Below are 15,637 nucleotides of genomic sequence, written 5' to 3'. Positions count from 1 at the left end.
TGGGGTGACTACTCTCCACTGGCGTGAGTCTTCGGTCCTTCTTGTCAGACGTCGTGTACAGCGCCTACGGCAGGCGCCTGATCCAGCAGGCCAAGGGGCGCCATCCACGCCACATCGCCATCATGCTCGACGGCAACCGCCGCTGGGCGCGTGAAGCGGGCTTCACGGACGTCGCCGACGGCCACCGGGCCGGCGCCAAGAAGATCGCCGACTTCCTGAGCTGGTGTAACGAGGCCGACGTCGAGGTCGTCACGATGTGGCTGCTTTCGACGGACAACCTCGGCCGCGCGGCCGAGGAACTGAGTCCGCTGCTGAAGATCATCACCGACGTCACCGACGAACTCGCCGCGCCGCACACGCCCTGGCGGCTCCGCATCGTGGGAGCCCTCGACTTGCTGCCTCCTGAGGTCGCGAAGGCCCTCAGCGCGGCCGCGGAGCGCACTGAGGGGCGCTCCGGGATGGAGGTCAACGTCGCGGTCGGTTACGGAGGGCGTCAGGAGATCGCCGACGCGGTCCGCAAGCTCCTGCTCCAGCATGCCGACGAGGGCACCTCGATCCGCGAGCTCGCGAAGATTTTGGACGTCGACCATATTTCCGAACACATGTACACCTCGGGCCAGCCCGATCCGGATCTGATTATCCGTACCTCGGGTGAGCAGCGGCTTTCCGGATTCCTGCTGTGGCAATCGGCGCATTCGGAATTCTGGTTCACCGAAGCTTATTGGCCCGCATTCCGGCGTGTCGATTTTCTCCGCGCCATGCGCGATTACGCGTGGCGGCACCGGCGCTTCGGTTCCTGACCGGTGACATGACGAAGGCCCCGGCGTGCACTCCGGGGCCTTCGACGTCGTCACTGAAGATCAGTGGTTGTGCTCCAGCGAGTGGAGGACCAGGGCCGGGGTGGTGGCGATGCCCGCGTAGGCACCGGCGACCAGCGAAGCGGCACCGTAGCCCAGTGCGCCGCCGCCCTCGATGAAGGTGTTGTAGGCGTCGCCGAACGTCGGGTCCGGGGTGCCGGAGGTGTCCCCAGTGGCGGCGAACGCGGTCCCGCCGACCATCATGATGCCCGCGGCGACGGCGGAAACGAAACCAGCCTTCTTCAGCACTTCGCACACTCCTTGGTAGAGATATTCAGGGATCGGGGGCACCGAAATCCGGTGGGGGTGTCCCGCAGTGAGAAAATTACTCGCTATTCAGGACTTGTGACCGTCGCGTAAGCCCATTGTGTGAGGCGAAAAAGGTTCGTTTCACTCGGTCCGGTTCTCTGTCTCGGTCACAAAATGCGGCCCGCTACCAAGCGTGGTAGAACCCTCGAACCCATCAGGTGAACGCCCTCCGTCGCGTTAATCCATCCGGGTCGCATCGACGAGCGTCCCTGAATCGAGATCATCACTACCCACCGTGACGGTAACCAGGCGTTGATGTCACGCGACCGACAGTGAGATGACGGTTTGGCGAATCACCGTGCTGGCTGCCTGCGCGATCGGCCGGACGCAGGTACCTTCCGGAAGTGAGGGTTCGCGTCCCATGCGGACTCTCGCGGGAGGCCCTGGTCGTGGCGGTTGTCGACAGGGCGGCACAGCCGCCCAGTGGATGCACGAGGGGGCCGGCACCCGGCCCTCGTGGCCGTGCCGACTGACGCGGAGAGCGTCAGAAGGAGCGGTTAGCCAGGGAGGTGCCCGGCCCAGCGAGTGCGGGCGTGGTGCCACGCCCACGAGGGAGATGCCGTCGTGACTGCGCAGCGTTCACCCCGCAAGGCCTCTGGCCGTTCTTCGACCGGTGCCTCTGGCCCGGAGAAAGCCTCGATCTCGCCCGAATCCCAGCGGTCCACTTACGTGCTCGACACGTCGGTCCTGCTCTCTGACCCCTGGTCGGTGACTCGTTTCGCCGAACACGCGGTCGTGCTCCCGCTGGTCGTCATCAGTGAACTGGAGGCGAAACGTCACCACCCCGAACTGGGGTGGTTCGCGCGCGAAGCGCTCCGCATGCTCGACGACCTGCGTCGTCAGCACGGCAGGCTCGACGCGCCGATCCCGATCGGTGAGCACGGCGGCACCCTGCAGGTGGAGTTGAACCACTCCGATCCCACGGTGCTCCCGGTCGGCTTCCGCACCGACTCCAACGACCACCGCATCCTCGCCTGCGCGCTCAATCTGGCGGCGGAACGCGCGTCGGTCACGCTGGTGACCAAGGACATCCCCCTGCGCGTCAAAGCGGGAGCCGTCGGCCTCGAAGCCGACGAGTACCGCGCGCAGGAGGTGACGCCCTCGGGCTGGACGGGGATGGCGGACGTGGACGTCCCGCAGACCCTCGTCGACGCGCTGTTCAGCGGGTCTTCGGTGGATCCTGCGGAGTTCGGGATGCCCGAGGTCGGTGAACTGCCCTGCCACACCGGGCTGAGGCTGCTCGCCGGCAGTTCCAGCGCGCTGGGCCGGGTCACCGCGGACAAGCGGATCCGGCTCGTGCGCGGTGACAAGGAGGCGTTCGGGCTGCACGGCCGGTCGGCCGAACAGCGGGTGGCGCTGGATCTCCTGCTGGACTCGGACGTCGGCATCGTCTCGCTGGGCGGACGCGCCGGTACGGGTAAGTCGGCGCTCGCCCTCTGCGCGGGGCTGGAGTCGGTGATGGAACGCCGCCAGCACCGCAAGGTGGTCGTGTTCCGGCCGGTGTACGCGGTCGGCGGCCAGGAACTGGGCTACCTGCCCGGTTCCGAGAGCGAGAAGATGCAGCCGTGGGCGCAGGCGGTGTTCGACACCCTCGGCGGGCTGGTCAGCCAGGACGTCCTCGACGAGGTCTTCGATCGCGGCATGCTCGAGGTGCTCCCGCTGACCCATATCCGCGGCCGGTCGCTGCACGACACGTTCGTCATCGTCGACGAGGCGCAGTCCTTGGAGCGCAACGTGCTCCTGACCGTGCTTTCGCGGCTTGGCACGGCCTCGCGGGTCGTGCTCACGCATGACGTCGCGCAGCGCGACAACCTGCGGGTCGGGCGGCACGACGGCGTTTCGGCGGTGATCGAGAAACTCAAGGGTCATCCGCTGTTCGCGCATGTCACGTTGACCCGCTCCGAGCGTTCGCCGATCGCGGCGCTCGTCACCGAGATGCTGGAGGACCACGGCTGAGCACCTGCCATGAACGGTCCGTTCCTTGCAAATTTCGCAAGGAACGGACCGTTCATGGCGGCTAGGTGACCGGTTTCGCCCAGGGGAGCGGCCGTCCGTCCACGTCGTCGGTGAGTTCGACGCCGAGCATGGCCGAAAGGGTCGACCCCAGGTCGACGACGTCCAGATCCGGCAGTTTCGCGCCCGGTTCGAAACCGGGCCCGCTGGCGAGCAGGAGCCCGTCGGGCCGGTGATCTCCGGTGCGCCAGTGCTCGTCCGGGCCGTAGACGACGCCTGTCTTGGGCGACCAGACCGTCTCGATCGGCCCGGTGCGGGCCCAGTCGATCAGCAGATCCGGCAGCGTGTCGTCGGCTTCCCGGTCGTAGTGGTCGCTCGTGCGGGAAACCTCGCGCACGACGGGTTTCCCCGACGCGACGTTCACCAGCGAGAGCAGGTCTTCGGTCAGCTGCTCGCACACCGCGTCGTATTCGGCGCCGGGCCGGACGACGCCGTGCGGCTCGCGGCCCACCAGGTTGATCCGCACCCCGCCGAAGACGAAGTTGTTGGGAGACAAGTAGAACCGCTGCTTCGACCGCTGTTCGGCGGTCGCCCAGTTCGGCACCGCGGGCAGCGGGGCCGCCGCCAGCCGCTTGCGCAGCAAGGGCATCGCGGCCGACGCGAGCTTCGTCCTCAAAGGACCGGGGAGCGCGGAGTAAGCACGTTTGACCGTCGTCATCGCGCCGCCGCCGCGCATTCCTTCGGTCTCCACCGTGTCGAGGAGCCGCAGGATTTCGTGCAGCAGATGGCTTCCCTCGTACCGTGGCCCCATGCCGTGGCTCAGCAGCACGAAGACCGTGGTGTCCGGTCCGGTCAGCGCGAGATGCTCGCCGATCGCCTTGTCGAGGCCGCGGTAGACCGCGCGGATCGGATCCAGTTCCGCGGCGAGCGTGACGTCGTGGTCGCGGTGCCCCGGGTCGTGCAGATGCCACTGCTGATGGCCGATGCTGTGGGATTCCCCGTACACCGAAAGGAAAAGATCCCAATCGCCCTCGGCGAGCAACTTCGTCGACACCTGGGTCTTCTGGCCGATCCCGGCGACGAGCCCGTGGGTCAGCGCGCGTTCCTCGTCCGCCGTGCGGTGCGGGCCTTCGCGGTGGAGATAGTCGTCCGGCGCCCAGTCGCGGACCAGGTCGGGCTCGGCGGTGAGGATGGGAGTGAGCCCGAAGTCGGCCTCGATCTCCTTCGCCAGCTCCGGTGGCGAAGTGTGGAAGCCGAAATGCCGGTCGTGGCAGGCGTATTCGCTCACCATGACCCCGTTGATCGGCTTGTCCGCACGGGAATGCGGGACGTCGAGCACGGCGACCCGTTTCCCGGCGTCGGAAAGTGTCTCCCAGAACGGGGTCCCCCGGATCTCCAGCGGGCTGGTCAGCCGCCGTTCGTAGGTCTTGGTGTCGACCTCTTCCCAGCAGTGGAATCCGGTCCGCGCGGCGGTGCGCGCGGTGAAGAAGCTGCTCCACAGCGAGCCGACGAACAGGCCGTAGGGATTGTGCGTGGTCGCCGAAGCGCTGGTTTCGAGCAGGCGCGCCAGCGTCGGAACTTCGCCGGCGGCGGCCAGATCGCGGATCGTGCCGGGATCGCACGCGTCGAGTGCGACCACGAGGATCTTGGCGGGCTCGGTCATGATCGGTGCTCCGGTCCTGAATGCTTGCGGCGGATGGCGGCGAAGTCGTCGTCGTAGGTCGGCCCGTGGGAAAGCCGGTCCTCGGAAGTCGTCGTGTAGTAGCAGGAGATCGCCGGGACGACCAGGGGCGCGCGGTCCGCGGTCAGCGCCAGGAGCAGATCCCAGTCGCCCATCTCGACCAGCGATTCGTCGAACCGGGCCTCTCGAAGGCCCGCCCGGTGCGCGACGGCGCCGATGTCGGAGAGATTCTCCTGCACCAGGGTCTTCCGGTCGTAGCGGCGCAGGAACAACGTCGGCAGCCCGCCGATGTCGTCGATGACGAAGCCGCCGTAGGCCGCCGTGATCTCCGGATGCTCGCCGAACGCCCAGCCCAAGGCCTTGAGCCACAAGGGATGCATGGTGTTGTCGTCGTCGAGGTAGGCGACCACGTCGCCGGTGACCTCGGCCAGCCCGGCGTTGCGGGCGGCGCAGACACCGCCGTGCTCGACCCGGATCGAGCGGATCCGCGGGTCTTCGAAGCCGGCGATCACCTTCGGCGTGGAATCCGAACTGGCGTCGTCGACGATCACCAGTTCCCAGTTCTCGTAACGCTGCGCCAGCACCGAAGCGACGGCGCGCGGCAGCAGCGCGGCCCGGTCGTGCGTGGGCAGGACGATCGAGATCTTCGGTGAGGCAAGGAGTTCGTGCTGTTCGAGCCAGTGCGTGAACGTGCGGACGTCACGAGCGGCTTCGAGACTTTCGGTGCGGAGGTGCAGGCCTTCGAACGCGACGTCGTGGCTGCTGAGCCAGCCGTCGAGCGCGCCTTGCCGTGCGTCGAGGGCGGACTGCCTGTCCTCGACGGTGGTGATGCGCGCGTCGCCGTCCCGCAGGGCCTTGCTGTGATCTTCGAGCCAGGCGGTGCGATGGTCCAGCGCCGCGCGCAGCCGCTCGATCTCCGCCGCCTGCTCCGCGAGCGCGGACCGCAGCTCGGCGATTTCCCCGTTTTCCGCGTGGCGGCGGTCGTCCCTCGCCGCCGCCACGATGCGTCTCAGCCGTCTCACCCGGTGCACCTTAGTGCTTCAGGTGCGCCGAATCACCAGCCCGACGGCAGCGGACGCCCTTCCGCGAAGCCCGCGGCGGACTGGATCCCGAGCAGCGCGCGCTCGTGGAACTCCTCCAGCGTCCGGGCGCCCGCGTACGTGCAGGCCGAACGGACACCGGAGCCGATGGAGTCGAGCAGGTCCTCGACGCCGGGGCGAGCCGGGTCCAAGGCCATCCGCGACGCCGAGATGCCCTCTTCGAACAGGCCCTTCTTGGCTCGTTCGAAGACGTTGTCCGTGCGCGTGCGGGCGCCGACGGCGCGCTTCGACGCCATGCCGAACGACTCCTTGTACGGCTTGCCCTGCTCGTCGTAGCGCAGGTCGCCGGGAGATTCGTGGGTGCCGGCGAACCACGAGCCGACCATCGCCGCCGACGCGCCGGCGGCCAGCGCGAGCGCGACGTCGCGCGGATGCCGCACGCCGCCGTCCGCCCAGACGTGTTTGCCCAGCTCACGCGCCGCGGCCGCGCATTCGGCGACGGCGGAGAACTGCGGCCGTCCGACCCCGGTCATCATCCGGGTCGTGCACATGGCGCCGGGGCCGACGCCGACCTTGACGACGTCCGCGCCCGCGTGGATCAGGTCGCGTGTGCCCTCCGCGGTGACCACGTTGCCCGCCACGATCGGGACCCGCGGGTTCACCGACCGGACGGCCTTGAGCGCGGAGATCATCTTCTCCTGGTGGCCGTGCGCGGTGTCGACCACCAGTACGTCGACGCCCGCCGCGAGGACGGCCTCGGCCTTCGCCGCGACGTCGCCGTTCACGCCGATCGCGGCGGCGACACGCAGGTTGCCGCCGTCGTCGACGGCCGGGGTGTAGATCTCCGCGCGCAGCGCCGCGATCTCGGTCAGGACGCCCGCGAGCCTGCCGTTCTCGTCGATGCCGAGCGCGAGGCGGCCGCCGTGGTCGTGCAGACGCTCGAACACCTCGCGGGGCGGAGTGTCCAGCGGGACTGTGACGACCGCGGGCTCCGCGACGTCGGCCAGCCGCGCGAAGCGGTCTACGCCCGCGCAGGCCGCTTCGTCCACGACGCCGACGGGCTTGCCGTCTTCGTCCACCACGACGACGGCGCCATGGGCACGTTTGCCGACCAGGTTCAGCGCGTCGGCCACCGCGTCGCCGCCGGTCAGCACGAGCGGGGTGTCCCACACGGTGTGACGGCTCTTGACCCAGGTGACGATGTCGGCGACCGCGGCCACGTCGACATCCTGTGGCAGGACGACGAGCCCGCCGCGCCTGGCGACCGTTTCGGCCATCCGGCGGCCCGCGACGGCGGTCATGTTGGCGACCACGATCGGGATCGTCGCGCCGGTGCCGTCCACAGTGGACAGATCGACGTCGAAGCGGGACTCGACGTCCGACCGGTTCGGCAAGAGGAACACGTCGTCGTAGGTCAGGTCGTGAGCGGGCCGATGCCCGTCGAGAAAGCGCACGAGGCCCCAGGATACCCGCGTGGGACAATGACGGCATGACGGACCGGGACCGTGACGAAGCCGGACGAGCCCGCAACGCGCGCCCGCGAGACGGTCTCGGCAGGCCGCTCCCGTACGGCGCCGACGGTGTCGAACGGCAGCCCGAGGGCATCGAACGCAGCCCGGAGGACACCATCTCCGAGGCTCAGCGCCTGCTCGACGCGGGCCGCCCGTTTCACGCGCACGAGGTGTTCGAAGACGCGTGGAAGTCCACCGACGGGCCCGAGCGGGAGCTGTGGCGCGGTCTCGCGCAACTGGCCGTGGGCCTGACCCACGTGGCCAGGGGGAACGGCAACGGCGGGGCCTCACTGCTGGGGCGCGGCGCGGACAACATCGAGCCGTTCCGTGCGGCCGGGCCGCACGGGATCGACATCCCGGGCCTGCAGGCTTGGGCGCGGGCGATGGCCGAAGAGGTGAAGGTGCGGGCTCGCGTGGAGCCGGTCGCGCCCCGCCTACTGGGCCAGTAGAGCCGAGCCCGAGCGGTACAGCTCGATCAGCAGCGGGCGATCAAGGCAACGCCGCGCCAGGGGCACGTCGCCGGTGACCGACGTCGCGAAGCGTGGGGAGGACGGGCTCAGGCGCTACGTGATCGACAACTCCTTCGGCATCGCCACGCCTTGAGTACTCGACATACCGCGAGTATGTTACTTCGAGTAGGGATACTGATCAGTAGGTAACGGCGGGAGAGAGCGCGATGAGCGAGCCCAAGGAACTGCTGGCCGAGCCGCTGAAACTGCGATGCGGCGCGACCCTGCCGAACCGGCTGGCCAAGGCCGCGCTCAGCGAGCAACTCGGCGACCGTCGCAACCGGCCGACCGCCGAACTGGCCGAGCTGTACCGGACGTGGTCCCATGGCGGCGCCGGGACGCTGATCACCGGCAACGTCATGGTCGATCCCACCGCGCTCGGCGAACCGCGCAACGTCGCGGTGCCCCGTGAACCGGACGCGACCGAGTTCAAGCCGTGGGCACGGTCCGCCGATGGAACCGAGACCCGGTTGTGGGTTCAGCTCAACCATCCGGGCAGGCAGAGCCCGCGTTTCCTGTCCCGTCAGCCGGTCGCGCCGTCGGCGGTGCCGTTCGGCGACCGCGGCATCCGCTCGGTCTTCGCGGCGCCGCGCGCGCTCACCGTCGACGAGATCGAGGCGATCATCGACCGGTTCGGCGTGGCCGCGCGGACCGTCGTCGACGCCGGATTCGCCGGCGTCCAGATCCACGGCGCGCACGGCTACCTCGTCTCGCAGTTCCTCTCGCCGCTGACCAACCAGCGCACCGACGGCTGGGGTGGCGACGCGCTCCGGCGGCGCCGGTTCCTGCTGGAGGTGGTCGCCCGGATCCGGAGCGAGGTCGGCGACGCCGTGCCGATCGCGGTCAAGCTCAACAGCGCGGACTTCCAGCGCGGCGGCTTCAGCGAGGAGGACTCGCTCGAAGTCGTCCGCGAACTCGGCGAAGCGGGCATCGACCTGCTGGAAGTCTCCGGCGGCACCTACGAGAAGGCCGCCATGATGGGCTCCGGCAAGGCGAGCACCGCCAGCCGAGAGGCGTACTTCCTCGACTACGCCGCGAAGGCGCGGCAGGTCACCGACGTCGCGCTGATGGTGACCGGCGGCTTCACCAGCCCGGAGGGCATGGCGGACGCGCTGCGGTTCGGCGCGCTGGACGTCATCGGCCTCGGCAGGCCGCTGGTCGTCGACCCGGCGCTGCCCTCGCGGCTGCTCGGCGGTGAGGAGGTCCGTGCCCAGCGCACGGCGCCGAAGACCGGCATCCGGCTGGCCGACAGCCTGCTCGAAATCCAGTGGCACACCCAGCAGATGCACCGGGTGGCGGCCGGGAAACCGGTGGACCGGCGGCTCGGCGCGGTGCGGACGCTAGTACGTGCCGGCGTCGCGGATCCGCTCAACGCCTTCCGCCGGGTCCGGGGCTGACGGGTCCGGGGCCAGGTAGTCGTCCACCTCGTCCCGGCGGCTGAAGGTGCGGTCGAAGCCGACCGCGGCCGCCGCGAGGCCGATGAACAGCACGCCGATCAGCACGCAGTTGAACGCGACACCGCCGTAGCCGTTGATGCCCGGGTCGACGAACGGGTACGGGTAGAACCCGATGACCGCGCCACGCACCAGCGTGACGGCGAGCCAGGCCAGCGGGTACAGCAGCGACCACCACAGGATCCGCCACGACAGCTGGCCGCGCGGCCCGAACAGCAGCCAGCCCGCGACGCACATCAACGGCGACACCTTGTGCAGCATCGTGTCGGCGAACACCGCCCAGCCGTGCAATTCGTAGAGGTCGGCGAGCGCGACCTGGAAGACGACGCCGGTCACGGTGATGCCGACGAGCCCGGTGAGCCGCAGCACGCCGAACAGGATCGACTTGCCCGCGACGCCGAGCGCGAGCAGGAGACTGCCGACGCCGACCAGGATGTTCGAGTCGATGGTGAAGAACGCGAGCAGGTTGGCCACCCGGCCGGCCGGGGTGTGGAACGTGCCGCCGGTGGTGCCCGCGGAGACCGGGATCTGCGCGGCGAGACCGGCGATCACCACCAGTGCCGTCACGCCGAACCAGGCGCGCGCGATCTTGGAAGCCTGCATTCGCCCACTTTATGGGTGATCGGTCGGGGACGTCCCGTCACCACCGCACGCCGCCACTCGATCGGGGGCGGGACGCCGCTGGGACTTCCCGGTCATCGGGTCATATCGTGGGAAGCGATGGACGTCGAGCGGAGGCCCGGACGCCGCGGCCGGGTCGCGCGGGGTCCGGCGGAGGACAGCGGACCCATCGCCGGGTTCGCGCGACGGCTGTGGGAGCTGAAACGGGCCGCCGGTGACCCTTCCTACGACCGGATGCGTGACGAGTACGGCGCGCTCGCGTCGAAATCGGCGCTTTCGGCCGCGGCCCGCGGAGAGCGTCTGCCCAGCTGGGAAACCTCATGGGAGTTCGTCCGGGTGCTGGCCGCCGGGGTGCTCGGCGGTGACGAGGACGCGGTCCGCCATGAATGGCGCGGCGAGTGGGAACGCGCGCGGGACGCGCTGACCGCCGGGGCCTTGGCCGAACCCTTGCCCGGATCCGCGCCGGAGCGGTCACGCCGCACGGCGTTCGTCCTCGCCGGGGCGGTGGCGCTCGTGCTCGTCGCGGCGCTGGTGTTCGTCTTCACCGCCTCGTTCGGTTCCGAGCCCGCCGCGCCGGCCGGTGACGCGTCGGAATTCGTCGCCGACGTGACCGTGCCCGACGGCAGCGAGGTCGCGGCCGGGTCGGTCTTCGTGAAGACCTGGGAGTTCCGCAACGCGGGATCGGTCGGATGGGTCGGCCGCTATCTGGTCCGCGCCGGTTCGTTCGGGAATCCCGGCGAATGCGGCACGCCCGAACGCGTACCCGTCCCGCAGACCGCGCCTGGCGAGCATGTGCGCGTCTCCGTCGAGGTGCGTGCGCCCGACCGTCCCGGCCATTGCCAGGTGTACTGGAAGATGGCCGACGAACAGGGGCACATCCTGCTGCCGAACGCCCGCGCCGTGTTCTTCTCGGTCCGCGTCATTTGACTTTCCGGGCCGATGGCCAAAGCGCTGACCTGCGTGGACATTATTCGTTCGGCCATGGCCATTTCGCGGCCGTGAATCGCTTCCGTGGCGGCTTCCGGCGCCCTTAACGTCATCGGCGTCCGGGAATTCCGGACGGGGATTTTCCGAAACACTCTCACATTATTTGCGGAAAGGGAATCCATGCGTCCGTACGTCAAGGTCGCCGCACTGGCCGGGGCCGCGCTCACCGTGGCGCTCCTGCCGGTCACCGCCGCACAGGCGGCTCCGGCGCCCGCTTCGGGCAGTGATCCGATCATTACCTGCGAATCCGGCTATCACGGCTGGATGCGCCGGGCCGGGAAGGATGCGATCTGCCTCAAGCCGGGCACCCGCACCTGGGACGTCAAGGTGTTCGAATGCGCCGGGGATCTGACGGTGCATTTCAAGAACGGCGAGAAGGCCTATTGCGGGGGGAACATGAAGATCGGCCTCGATCTGGCCGTCCAGTCCAATGTCGTCAAGACCGTTGTGGGGAACCGATGAAGAAGAAGCTGTTCGCCGTCGTCCCGGTCGCGCTGGCCGGCACCCTGCTGATGGCACCGTCCGCTTCGGCGGCGTCGAAGGTCTGTGAGGGCGGACCGTTGATGGGCGGGAAGACGAAGGTCGTCGAGGTGAGCGCTGGGCAGAGCATCGACATCACCGTGCACAACCACGACTACCGGGGAATGCTCGTCCAGATCATCGACGACGTCTTCGACAAGGGGCTCTGGAGCGGGGCCATCGCGCCGGGCAAGGAGCGCACCGTGAAGCACGGCGTCCTCGGGGAGCCGCCGGTGTATCACAAGATCCGCTTCGAGGTGACCTCCGACCTCTCGAACAACTACACGTACAAGATCTCCTCGGATCGCTGCTACTGACGCGTTTCGTCCTCTGGATGCGGTCGTTGCACGCGCAAGGACCGCATTCAGAGGACTGAATGCGGGGAAATCAGGGCTTGAGGAGGCCGCGCACGGTGTCGATGGTGTCGGCGTCCGCGGCCTCCTTGTCCGGCCGGTAGCGCACGACCCGCGCGAAGCGCAGCGCCAGGCCGCCTGGATACCGCGTGCTCACCTGTGCCCCGTCGAGTTCGATTTCGACGACGAGCTCCGGCCGCACGTGGACCGCCCAGTCCGTGCGGTGGGTCTCGATCTCCTGGAACGTTTTCGTCTGCCAGGCCAGCAGCTCGTCGGTCATACCCTTGAACGTCTTGCCGACCATGATCGGCGGGCCGCCGTCGGGGTCGCGGGCGCCGAGGTGCAGATTCGACAGCGTGCCGGTGCGCCTGCCGTGCCCCCATTCCGCGGCGAGCACGATCAGGTCGATCGTGTGCACCGGTTTCACCTTGAGCCACGCGCGCCCTCGCCGTCCCGCCGCGTACGGCGAAGCGAGGTCCTTGACCATCACGCCTTCGTGCCCGGCGGCCATCGCCGCTTCCAGCACTCCCTCGGCCGAGGCCGGCCTGAGCTCGCCAGGGATGACGTGCTCACCCGCGACCCGGCGCAGGGCGGCGTTCCGCTCGGAGAGCGGCGCGTCCAGCAGGTCGGTGCCGTCGAGGTGCAGGCAGTCGAAGAAGTACGGCCGCAGCAACAGCGCTTTGACCTGCTCCTCGCGGCTGCTGCCGAACCGGCTCATCGTCTGCTGGAACGGCCGGGGTCTGCCGTCGTCGGTCAGGGCCAGCGTCTCGCCGTCGAGCACCACCGACGTGCACGGCAGGGAACGCACCAGGTCCACCAGTTCGCCGACGCTGCCGGTGATCTCCCGCAGTGTCCGCGTGTAGATGTGCACCTCGTCGCCTTCGCGGTGGACCTGGATCCGCGCGCCGTCCATCTTGTACTCGACCAGCGCCTCGGCGTGCTCGGTGATCGCCTCCTCCAGCGATTCCGCCGGGGAAGCCAGCATCGGCCGGAGCGGCGTGCCCAAGGCCAGCTTGAACTCCGCCAGCCGTTCCCGGCCGCCGTTCATCGCCGCCAGGCCGGTCACCGGGAGCTGCCCGGACAGCATGAACGCCCGCCGGACGTCCTCGGCCGGGATCTCGGCCGCCGCCGCGATGGCGTCCACCATGATCCCTTCGAGCGCGCCCTGCCGCAGCTCGCCGGTGAGCAGCCGGAACAGGAACTCCTGCTCCTCCTTCGTCATCTTGGTGAGCAACGCCCGCAACGTCTCCGCGCGCAGCTTCACCGAACCCGAACCCGACGCCGCCCCCACCGTGTCGAAAGCCGTGTCGACCTCGGCCACGGTCAACGACGGCTCGGCGGCCGGGGCCGCGTCCAACGCGGCCAGCGTCCGCCAGCCGGTGCCGATGCGGCCCTGCGTCAGCTGCCCGGTGAGGAACGCGATGACGGCGGGCAGCTCCAGCTCGCCCGCCGCGCGCAGCACCGCGGCCAGTGTGGCGATCTTCGCCTTCCTGGACCTCGTGGCGGCCAGTTCGGCCGACGCGGTCACCACCGCGGTGAGCAACATGGATCCATCATGGACCCGGGCACCGACAGTTTCTCCTTCAAGCGTGCGCGGGATCGGCGACCCAGCTGGCGAGCAGGCCGAGCGCCCGCTCGCTGTCGGAGCCGGGTTCGGCGGTGTAGATCACCAGCGCCTGGTCCGGATCGTCGGGTAGCCGCAGCGTCTCGTAGCGCAGCCGCAGCTCTCCCACGATCGGGTTGATCATCACCTTCCACGCGTGCGCCTTCTCGCGCACGGTGTGCTTCGCCCACAGCCTCCGGAACTCCTCGCTGCCGAGGGAGAGTTCGCCGACCAGCTGGGCGAGGTACGGGTCGTCCGGATACTTCCCGCTCTCGGAGCGCAGGTTCGCGACGACCTCTTTCGCCACGGTTTCCCACTCGGGGTGCATCTCGCGGGCGCTCTCGTCGAGGAAGAACATCTTCGGGATGTTCCGCTCTCCCGGACGGCAGGCGGCGAAGTCGAAGGAGAGCGCGGCTCCGAGCGAGTTCCAGGCCAGCACGTCCAGATAGCGGCCGAAGACGAACGCCGGGGACTGGATCGCGTTCAGCATCGTCTGCAGTTCCGGCCGGATCCGCTGTGCCCTCGGCCGCGCGACGCGTTTGCGTTTCGGGGCGGCGAGATTGCGCAGGTAGGTGTCCTCGTCGCGATGCAGCCGCAGCGCCCGGCTCAGCGAATCGAGGACCGAGTCGGACACGTTGCGCGCCCGGCCCTGCTCCAGGCGTGTGTAGTAGTCGACGCTGATCCCGGCCAGCTGCGCCAGCTCCTCGCGCCGCAGCCCCGCGACCCGCCGCTGGTTGATCCCCGACGGCAGGCCGAGGTCCGCGGGTTCCAGCGCGGCCCTGCGTGCCTTGAGGAAGTCGCCCAGTCCGGCCGTCTCGGTCATGTCGACAAGTATCCCGGACCGTGTGGGTGCGTGCCTGGTCCTGACAGACCCAGGCGACTTATGGTCCAGTGAGGAAGGCTTGATTTGGCCCTTCGCTTCGGACCAAAAAGTCGCCATCGTGAAAGGCATGGACGACGAAAGAAGAGGCGTGACGATCGGCGTACTGGGGGTGCTGATCGTCGGCGCGTCCGTGCCGGTGACGGGAATGCTCGACGGCTACCCCGTGATCACCGGACAGGCGCTGCGGTACGCGCTGGCGGGGGTGCTCCTGCTGGCGTGGGCCCGGCTGAGCGGGCGACCGTTGCCGTTGCCGGGCGCGCGCGACCTGCCGTCGCTGATCGCCCTCGCGGCGACCGGGATGATCGGGTTCCAAGCGTGCCTGCTGTTCGCGCAGCGCTATGCCGAACCCGGCCTCGTCGCCGCCTTCCTCGGCGGCACACCGCTCGTGCTCGCGCTCGCCGGCCCGCTGGCGAAGGGGAAACGGCCATCGTGGGCGCCGGTGACCGGGGCGGTGCTCGCCGGGCTCGGGATCGCCGTGCTCTCCGGCGGCGGTGCGGCACGCTGGCAAGGGCTGGTGCTCGCCGCGCTGGCCATGGTGTGCGAAGCGCTCTTCACGCTGCTCGCCGTCGGTGTGCTCGAAAGGCTCGGGCCGTTGGCGACCGCGACCTGGGGGTGTTTCGCCGCGGGCGCCGGCGGAGCGGTCGCCGGGACGATCGCCGACCCGTCCGGCGCCTGGGCCTGGCCGGACGGGCGTGAACTGATCGCGCTCGGCTACCTGACGGTCGTCGTCACCGCGATCGCGTTTCTTCTTTGGTACTCGGCGGTTTCGGTGCTGGGCGCGGACCGGGCCGGGGTGCTGGTGGGGTTGATGCCGGTCTCCGGGCTCGCCGTCTCGCTCCTGCTCGGTATGCAGGATTTCCGCTTCTCGCAGGTGATCGGGGTCGCGCTGGTGTCTTCAGGCGTCGTGATCGGCCTGCGCCGCCGCGAGCTCGGCGAGCCTGGCGCACTTGACGTCGAAATGCTTGACGACGTCACCGCCGATGATCGCGACCATGACCGAGCGCAGCGGCCCGCCGAAGGTGACCTTCTGGACGAATTCCGTCCCGCCGTCGACCTCGGTCAGGTTCAGTACGAGCTCCATGGCGCCCAAGGGAATCGGCTGGCGGAAGGCGATCTCGCGGTGCTGGACCAGGGAGGTGATCGTGAACGGCTCGGCGACTCGTGAGTGCACGCGGCCGCGGAATCCGTTCGGTACGAGGAAACCGGTGGAGCCCACTTCGGCGGGGCCGTGCAGTTCGATACCGGCGAGGTCGGGATCCCAGTCCGGCCATCGGGTGAAGTCGGCCAGCGGCGCCCAGAGCGCCGACGGCGGGCAGGGAAGGATTTCACGGGAGGTTCTGGTCCAGGTCATACCCGG

General features: G+C 69.2%; 15 protein-coding genes and 1 pseudogene. 8 read left to right on the top strand and 8 right to left on the bottom strand.

All coding sequences use genetic code 11. The features are described from left to right. Window positions 1-23 precede the first annotated feature (23 nt). Entirely contained in the window at window positions 24-800 is a 777-nt protein-coding gene (locus ACIBTM_RS04020) for an isoprenyl transferase (RefSeq protein WP_037306485.1), read from the top strand. 60 nt (window positions 801-860) lie between these two features. On the opposite strand, the gene ACIBTM_RS04015 is transcribed toward ACIBTM_RS04020, so the two are convergent. Then, window positions 861-1,106: a hypothetical protein gene (locus ACIBTM_RS04015; RefSeq protein WP_395875066.1), complete on the bottom strand. Its 246-nt coding sequence runs from the start codon at window positions 1,104-1,106 to the stop codon at window positions 861-863. Between the two features lie 729 nt (window positions 1,107-1,835). Here ACIBTM_RS04015 and ACIBTM_RS04010 point away from each other — a divergent pair. Further along, on the top strand, window positions 1,836-3,122 hold the full coding sequence (locus tag ACIBTM_RS04010; RefSeq protein WP_016337181.1) for a PhoH family protein: 1,287 nt from the start codon (window positions 1,836-1,838) through the stop codon (window positions 3,120-3,122). Between the two features lie 61 nt (window positions 3,123-3,183). On the opposite strand, the gene ACIBTM_RS04005 is transcribed toward ACIBTM_RS04010, so the two are convergent. Genes ACIBTM_RS04005 through ACIBTM_RS03995 form a run of 3 tightly spaced genes read right to left on the bottom strand, consistent with a single transcriptional unit; the run spans window position 3,184 to window position 7,294 of the window. Further along, a complete protein-coding gene (locus ACIBTM_RS04005; RefSeq protein WP_395875065.1) occupies window positions 3,184-4,782 on the bottom strand; it encodes an alkaline phosphatase family protein in 1,599 nt (532 codons plus the stop codon). Continuing rightward, window positions 4,779-5,822 (bottom strand): glycosyltransferase, encoded by a 1,044-nt coding sequence (locus ACIBTM_RS04000; RefSeq protein WP_395875064.1) that lies wholly within the window; start codon window positions 5,820-5,822, stop codon window positions 4,779-4,781. The genes ACIBTM_RS04005 and ACIBTM_RS04000 overlap by 4 nt, the downstream gene beginning before the upstream one ends. 32 nt (window positions 5,823-5,854) lie before the next feature. Continuing rightward, complete coding sequence (locus ACIBTM_RS03995; RefSeq protein WP_395875063.1) at window positions 5,855-7,294, bottom strand: GuaB1 family IMP dehydrogenase-related protein; 1,440 nt, start codon at window positions 7,292-7,294, stop codon at window positions 5,855-5,857. Window positions 7,295-7,329: 35 nt separating this feature from the next. On the opposite strand from ACIBTM_RS03995, the gene ACIBTM_RS03990 reads away from it, so the two are divergent. Both ACIBTM_RS03990 and ACIBTM_RS03985 read left to right on the top strand, forming a co-directional pair. Then, window positions 7,330-7,800, top strand: a complete 471-nt coding sequence (locus ACIBTM_RS03990; protein ID WP_395875062.1) for a DUF309 domain-containing protein — start codon at window positions 7,330-7,332, stop codon at window positions 7,798-7,800. Window positions 7,801-8,027: 227 nt separating this feature from the next. Further along, window positions 8,028-9,257 carry an NADH:flavin oxidoreductase/NADH oxidase family protein gene (locus ACIBTM_RS03985; protein ID WP_395875061.1) on the top strand — a complete coding sequence of 410 codons (1,230 nt, stop codon included), beginning with the start codon at window positions 8,028-8,030 and terminating at the stop codon, window positions 9,255-9,257. Here ACIBTM_RS03985 and ACIBTM_RS03980 read toward each other — a convergent pair. After that, window positions 9,201-9,917: a Pr6Pr family membrane protein gene (locus tag ACIBTM_RS03980; RefSeq protein ID WP_395875060.1), complete on the bottom strand. Its 717-nt coding sequence runs from the start codon at window positions 9,915-9,917 to the stop codon at window positions 9,201-9,203. The genes ACIBTM_RS03985 and ACIBTM_RS03980 overlap by 57 nt on opposite strands. A gap of 117 nt (window positions 9,918-10,034) precedes the next feature. Between ACIBTM_RS03980 and ACIBTM_RS03975 the strand changes: the two genes are divergently transcribed. The 3 genes from ACIBTM_RS03975 (at window position 10,035) to ACIBTM_RS03965 (ending at window position 11,758) form a co-directional block, all read left to right on the top strand. Continuing rightward, window positions 10,035-10,862: an NBR1-Ig-like domain-containing protein gene (locus ACIBTM_RS03975; RefSeq protein ID WP_395875059.1), complete on the top strand. Its 828-nt coding sequence runs from the start codon at window positions 10,035-10,037 to the stop codon at window positions 10,860-10,862. 84 nt (window positions 10,863-10,946) lie between these two features. Next, window positions 10,947-11,384, top strand: a complete 438-nt coding sequence (locus ACIBTM_RS03970; protein ID WP_395875058.1) for a hypothetical protein — start codon at window positions 10,947-10,949, stop codon at window positions 11,382-11,384. Continuing rightward, window positions 11,381-11,758 (top strand): hypothetical protein, encoded by a 378-nt coding sequence (locus ACIBTM_RS03965; protein ID WP_395875057.1) that lies wholly within the window; start codon window positions 11,381-11,383, stop codon window positions 11,756-11,758. The genes ACIBTM_RS03970 and ACIBTM_RS03965 overlap by 4 nt, the downstream gene beginning before the upstream one ends. Window positions 11,759-11,828: 70 nt before the next feature. Here ACIBTM_RS03965 and ACIBTM_RS03960 read toward each other — a convergent pair whose 3' ends face one another. Together ACIBTM_RS03960 and ACIBTM_RS03955 are read right to left on the bottom strand one after the other, a co-directional pair. Continuing rightward, window positions 11,829-13,340 (bottom strand): ATP-dependent DNA ligase, encoded by a 1,512-nt coding sequence (locus tag ACIBTM_RS03960; RefSeq protein WP_395875056.1) that lies wholly within the window; start codon window positions 13,338-13,340, stop codon window positions 11,829-11,831. 37 nt (window positions 13,341-13,377) lie between these two features. After that, the gene (locus ACIBTM_RS03955) at window positions 13,378-14,220 is read right to left on the bottom strand and encodes a helix-turn-helix domain-containing protein (RefSeq protein WP_395875055.1); all 843 of its coding nucleotides are present in this window, start codon (window positions 14,218-14,220) and stop codon (window positions 13,378-13,380) included. Between ACIBTM_RS03955 and ACIBTM_RS03950 the strand changes: the two are divergent. Further along, a pseudogene (locus tag ACIBTM_RS03950) lies at window positions 14,219-15,178 on the top strand (DMT family transporter); the annotation flags it as partial. The gene ACIBTM_RS03955 and the pseudogene ACIBTM_RS03950 sit on opposite strands and share 2 nt — an antisense overlap. On the opposite strand, the gene ACIBTM_RS03945 reads toward ACIBTM_RS03950, so the two are convergent. Continuing rightward, window positions 15,176-15,631, bottom strand: coding sequence for an SRPBCC family protein (locus tag ACIBTM_RS03945; protein WP_395875054.1), 456 nt, complete (start codon window positions 15,629-15,631; stop codon window positions 15,176-15,178). The pseudogene ACIBTM_RS03950 and the gene ACIBTM_RS03945 sit on opposite strands and share 3 nt — an antisense overlap. Window positions 15,632-15,637 lie beyond the last annotated feature (6 nt).

Origin of the sequence: Amycolatopsis sp. NPDC049868 (assembly GCF_044461365.1) — a bacterium.
Classification (GTDB): Bacteria; Actinomycetota; Actinomycetes; order Mycobacteriales; family Pseudonocardiaceae; genus Amycolatopsis.
Note: the sequence above shows the minus strand (reverse complement) of the source record. Positions and strands in the feature narration are given on the sequence as shown.

Bases quoted from the DNA above. Each gene is read 5' to 3' on its own strand.
- ACIBTM_RS04005 (WP_395875065.1), bottom strand. From the start codon at position 4,782: ATGACCGAGCCCGCCAAGATCCTCGTGGTCGCACTCGACGCGTGCGAT.
- ACIBTM_RS03960 (WP_395875056.1), bottom strand. From the start codon at position 13,340: ATGTTGCTCACCGCGGTGGTGACCGCGTCGGCCGAACTGGCCGCCACG.
- ACIBTM_RS03965 (WP_395875057.1), top strand. From the start codon at position 11,381: ATGAAGAAGAAGCTGTTCGCCGTCGTCCCGGTCGCGCTGGCCGGCACC.
- ACIBTM_RS03955 (WP_395875055.1), bottom strand. From the start codon at position 14,220: ATGACCGAGACGGCCGGACTGGGCGACTTCCTCAAGGCACGCAGGGCC.
- ACIBTM_RS03980 (WP_395875060.1), bottom strand. From the start codon at position 9,917: ATGCAGGCTTCCAAGATCGCGCGCGCCTGGTTCGGCGTGACGGCACTG.
- ACIBTM_RS03985 (WP_395875061.1), top strand. From the start codon at position 8,028: ATGAGCGAGCCCAAGGAACTGCTGGCCGAGCCGCTGAAACTGCGATGC.
- ACIBTM_RS03945 (WP_395875054.1), bottom strand. From the start codon at position 15,631: ATGACCTGGACCAGAACCTCCCGTGAAATCCTTCCCTGCCCGCCGTCG.
- ACIBTM_RS03975 (WP_395875059.1), top strand. From the start codon at position 10,035: ATGGACGTCGAGCGGAGGCCCGGACGCCGCGGCCGGGTCGCGCGGGGT.
- ACIBTM_RS03990 (WP_395875062.1), top strand. From the start codon at position 7,330: ATGACGGACCGGGACCGTGACGAAGCCGGACGAGCCCGCAACGCGCGC.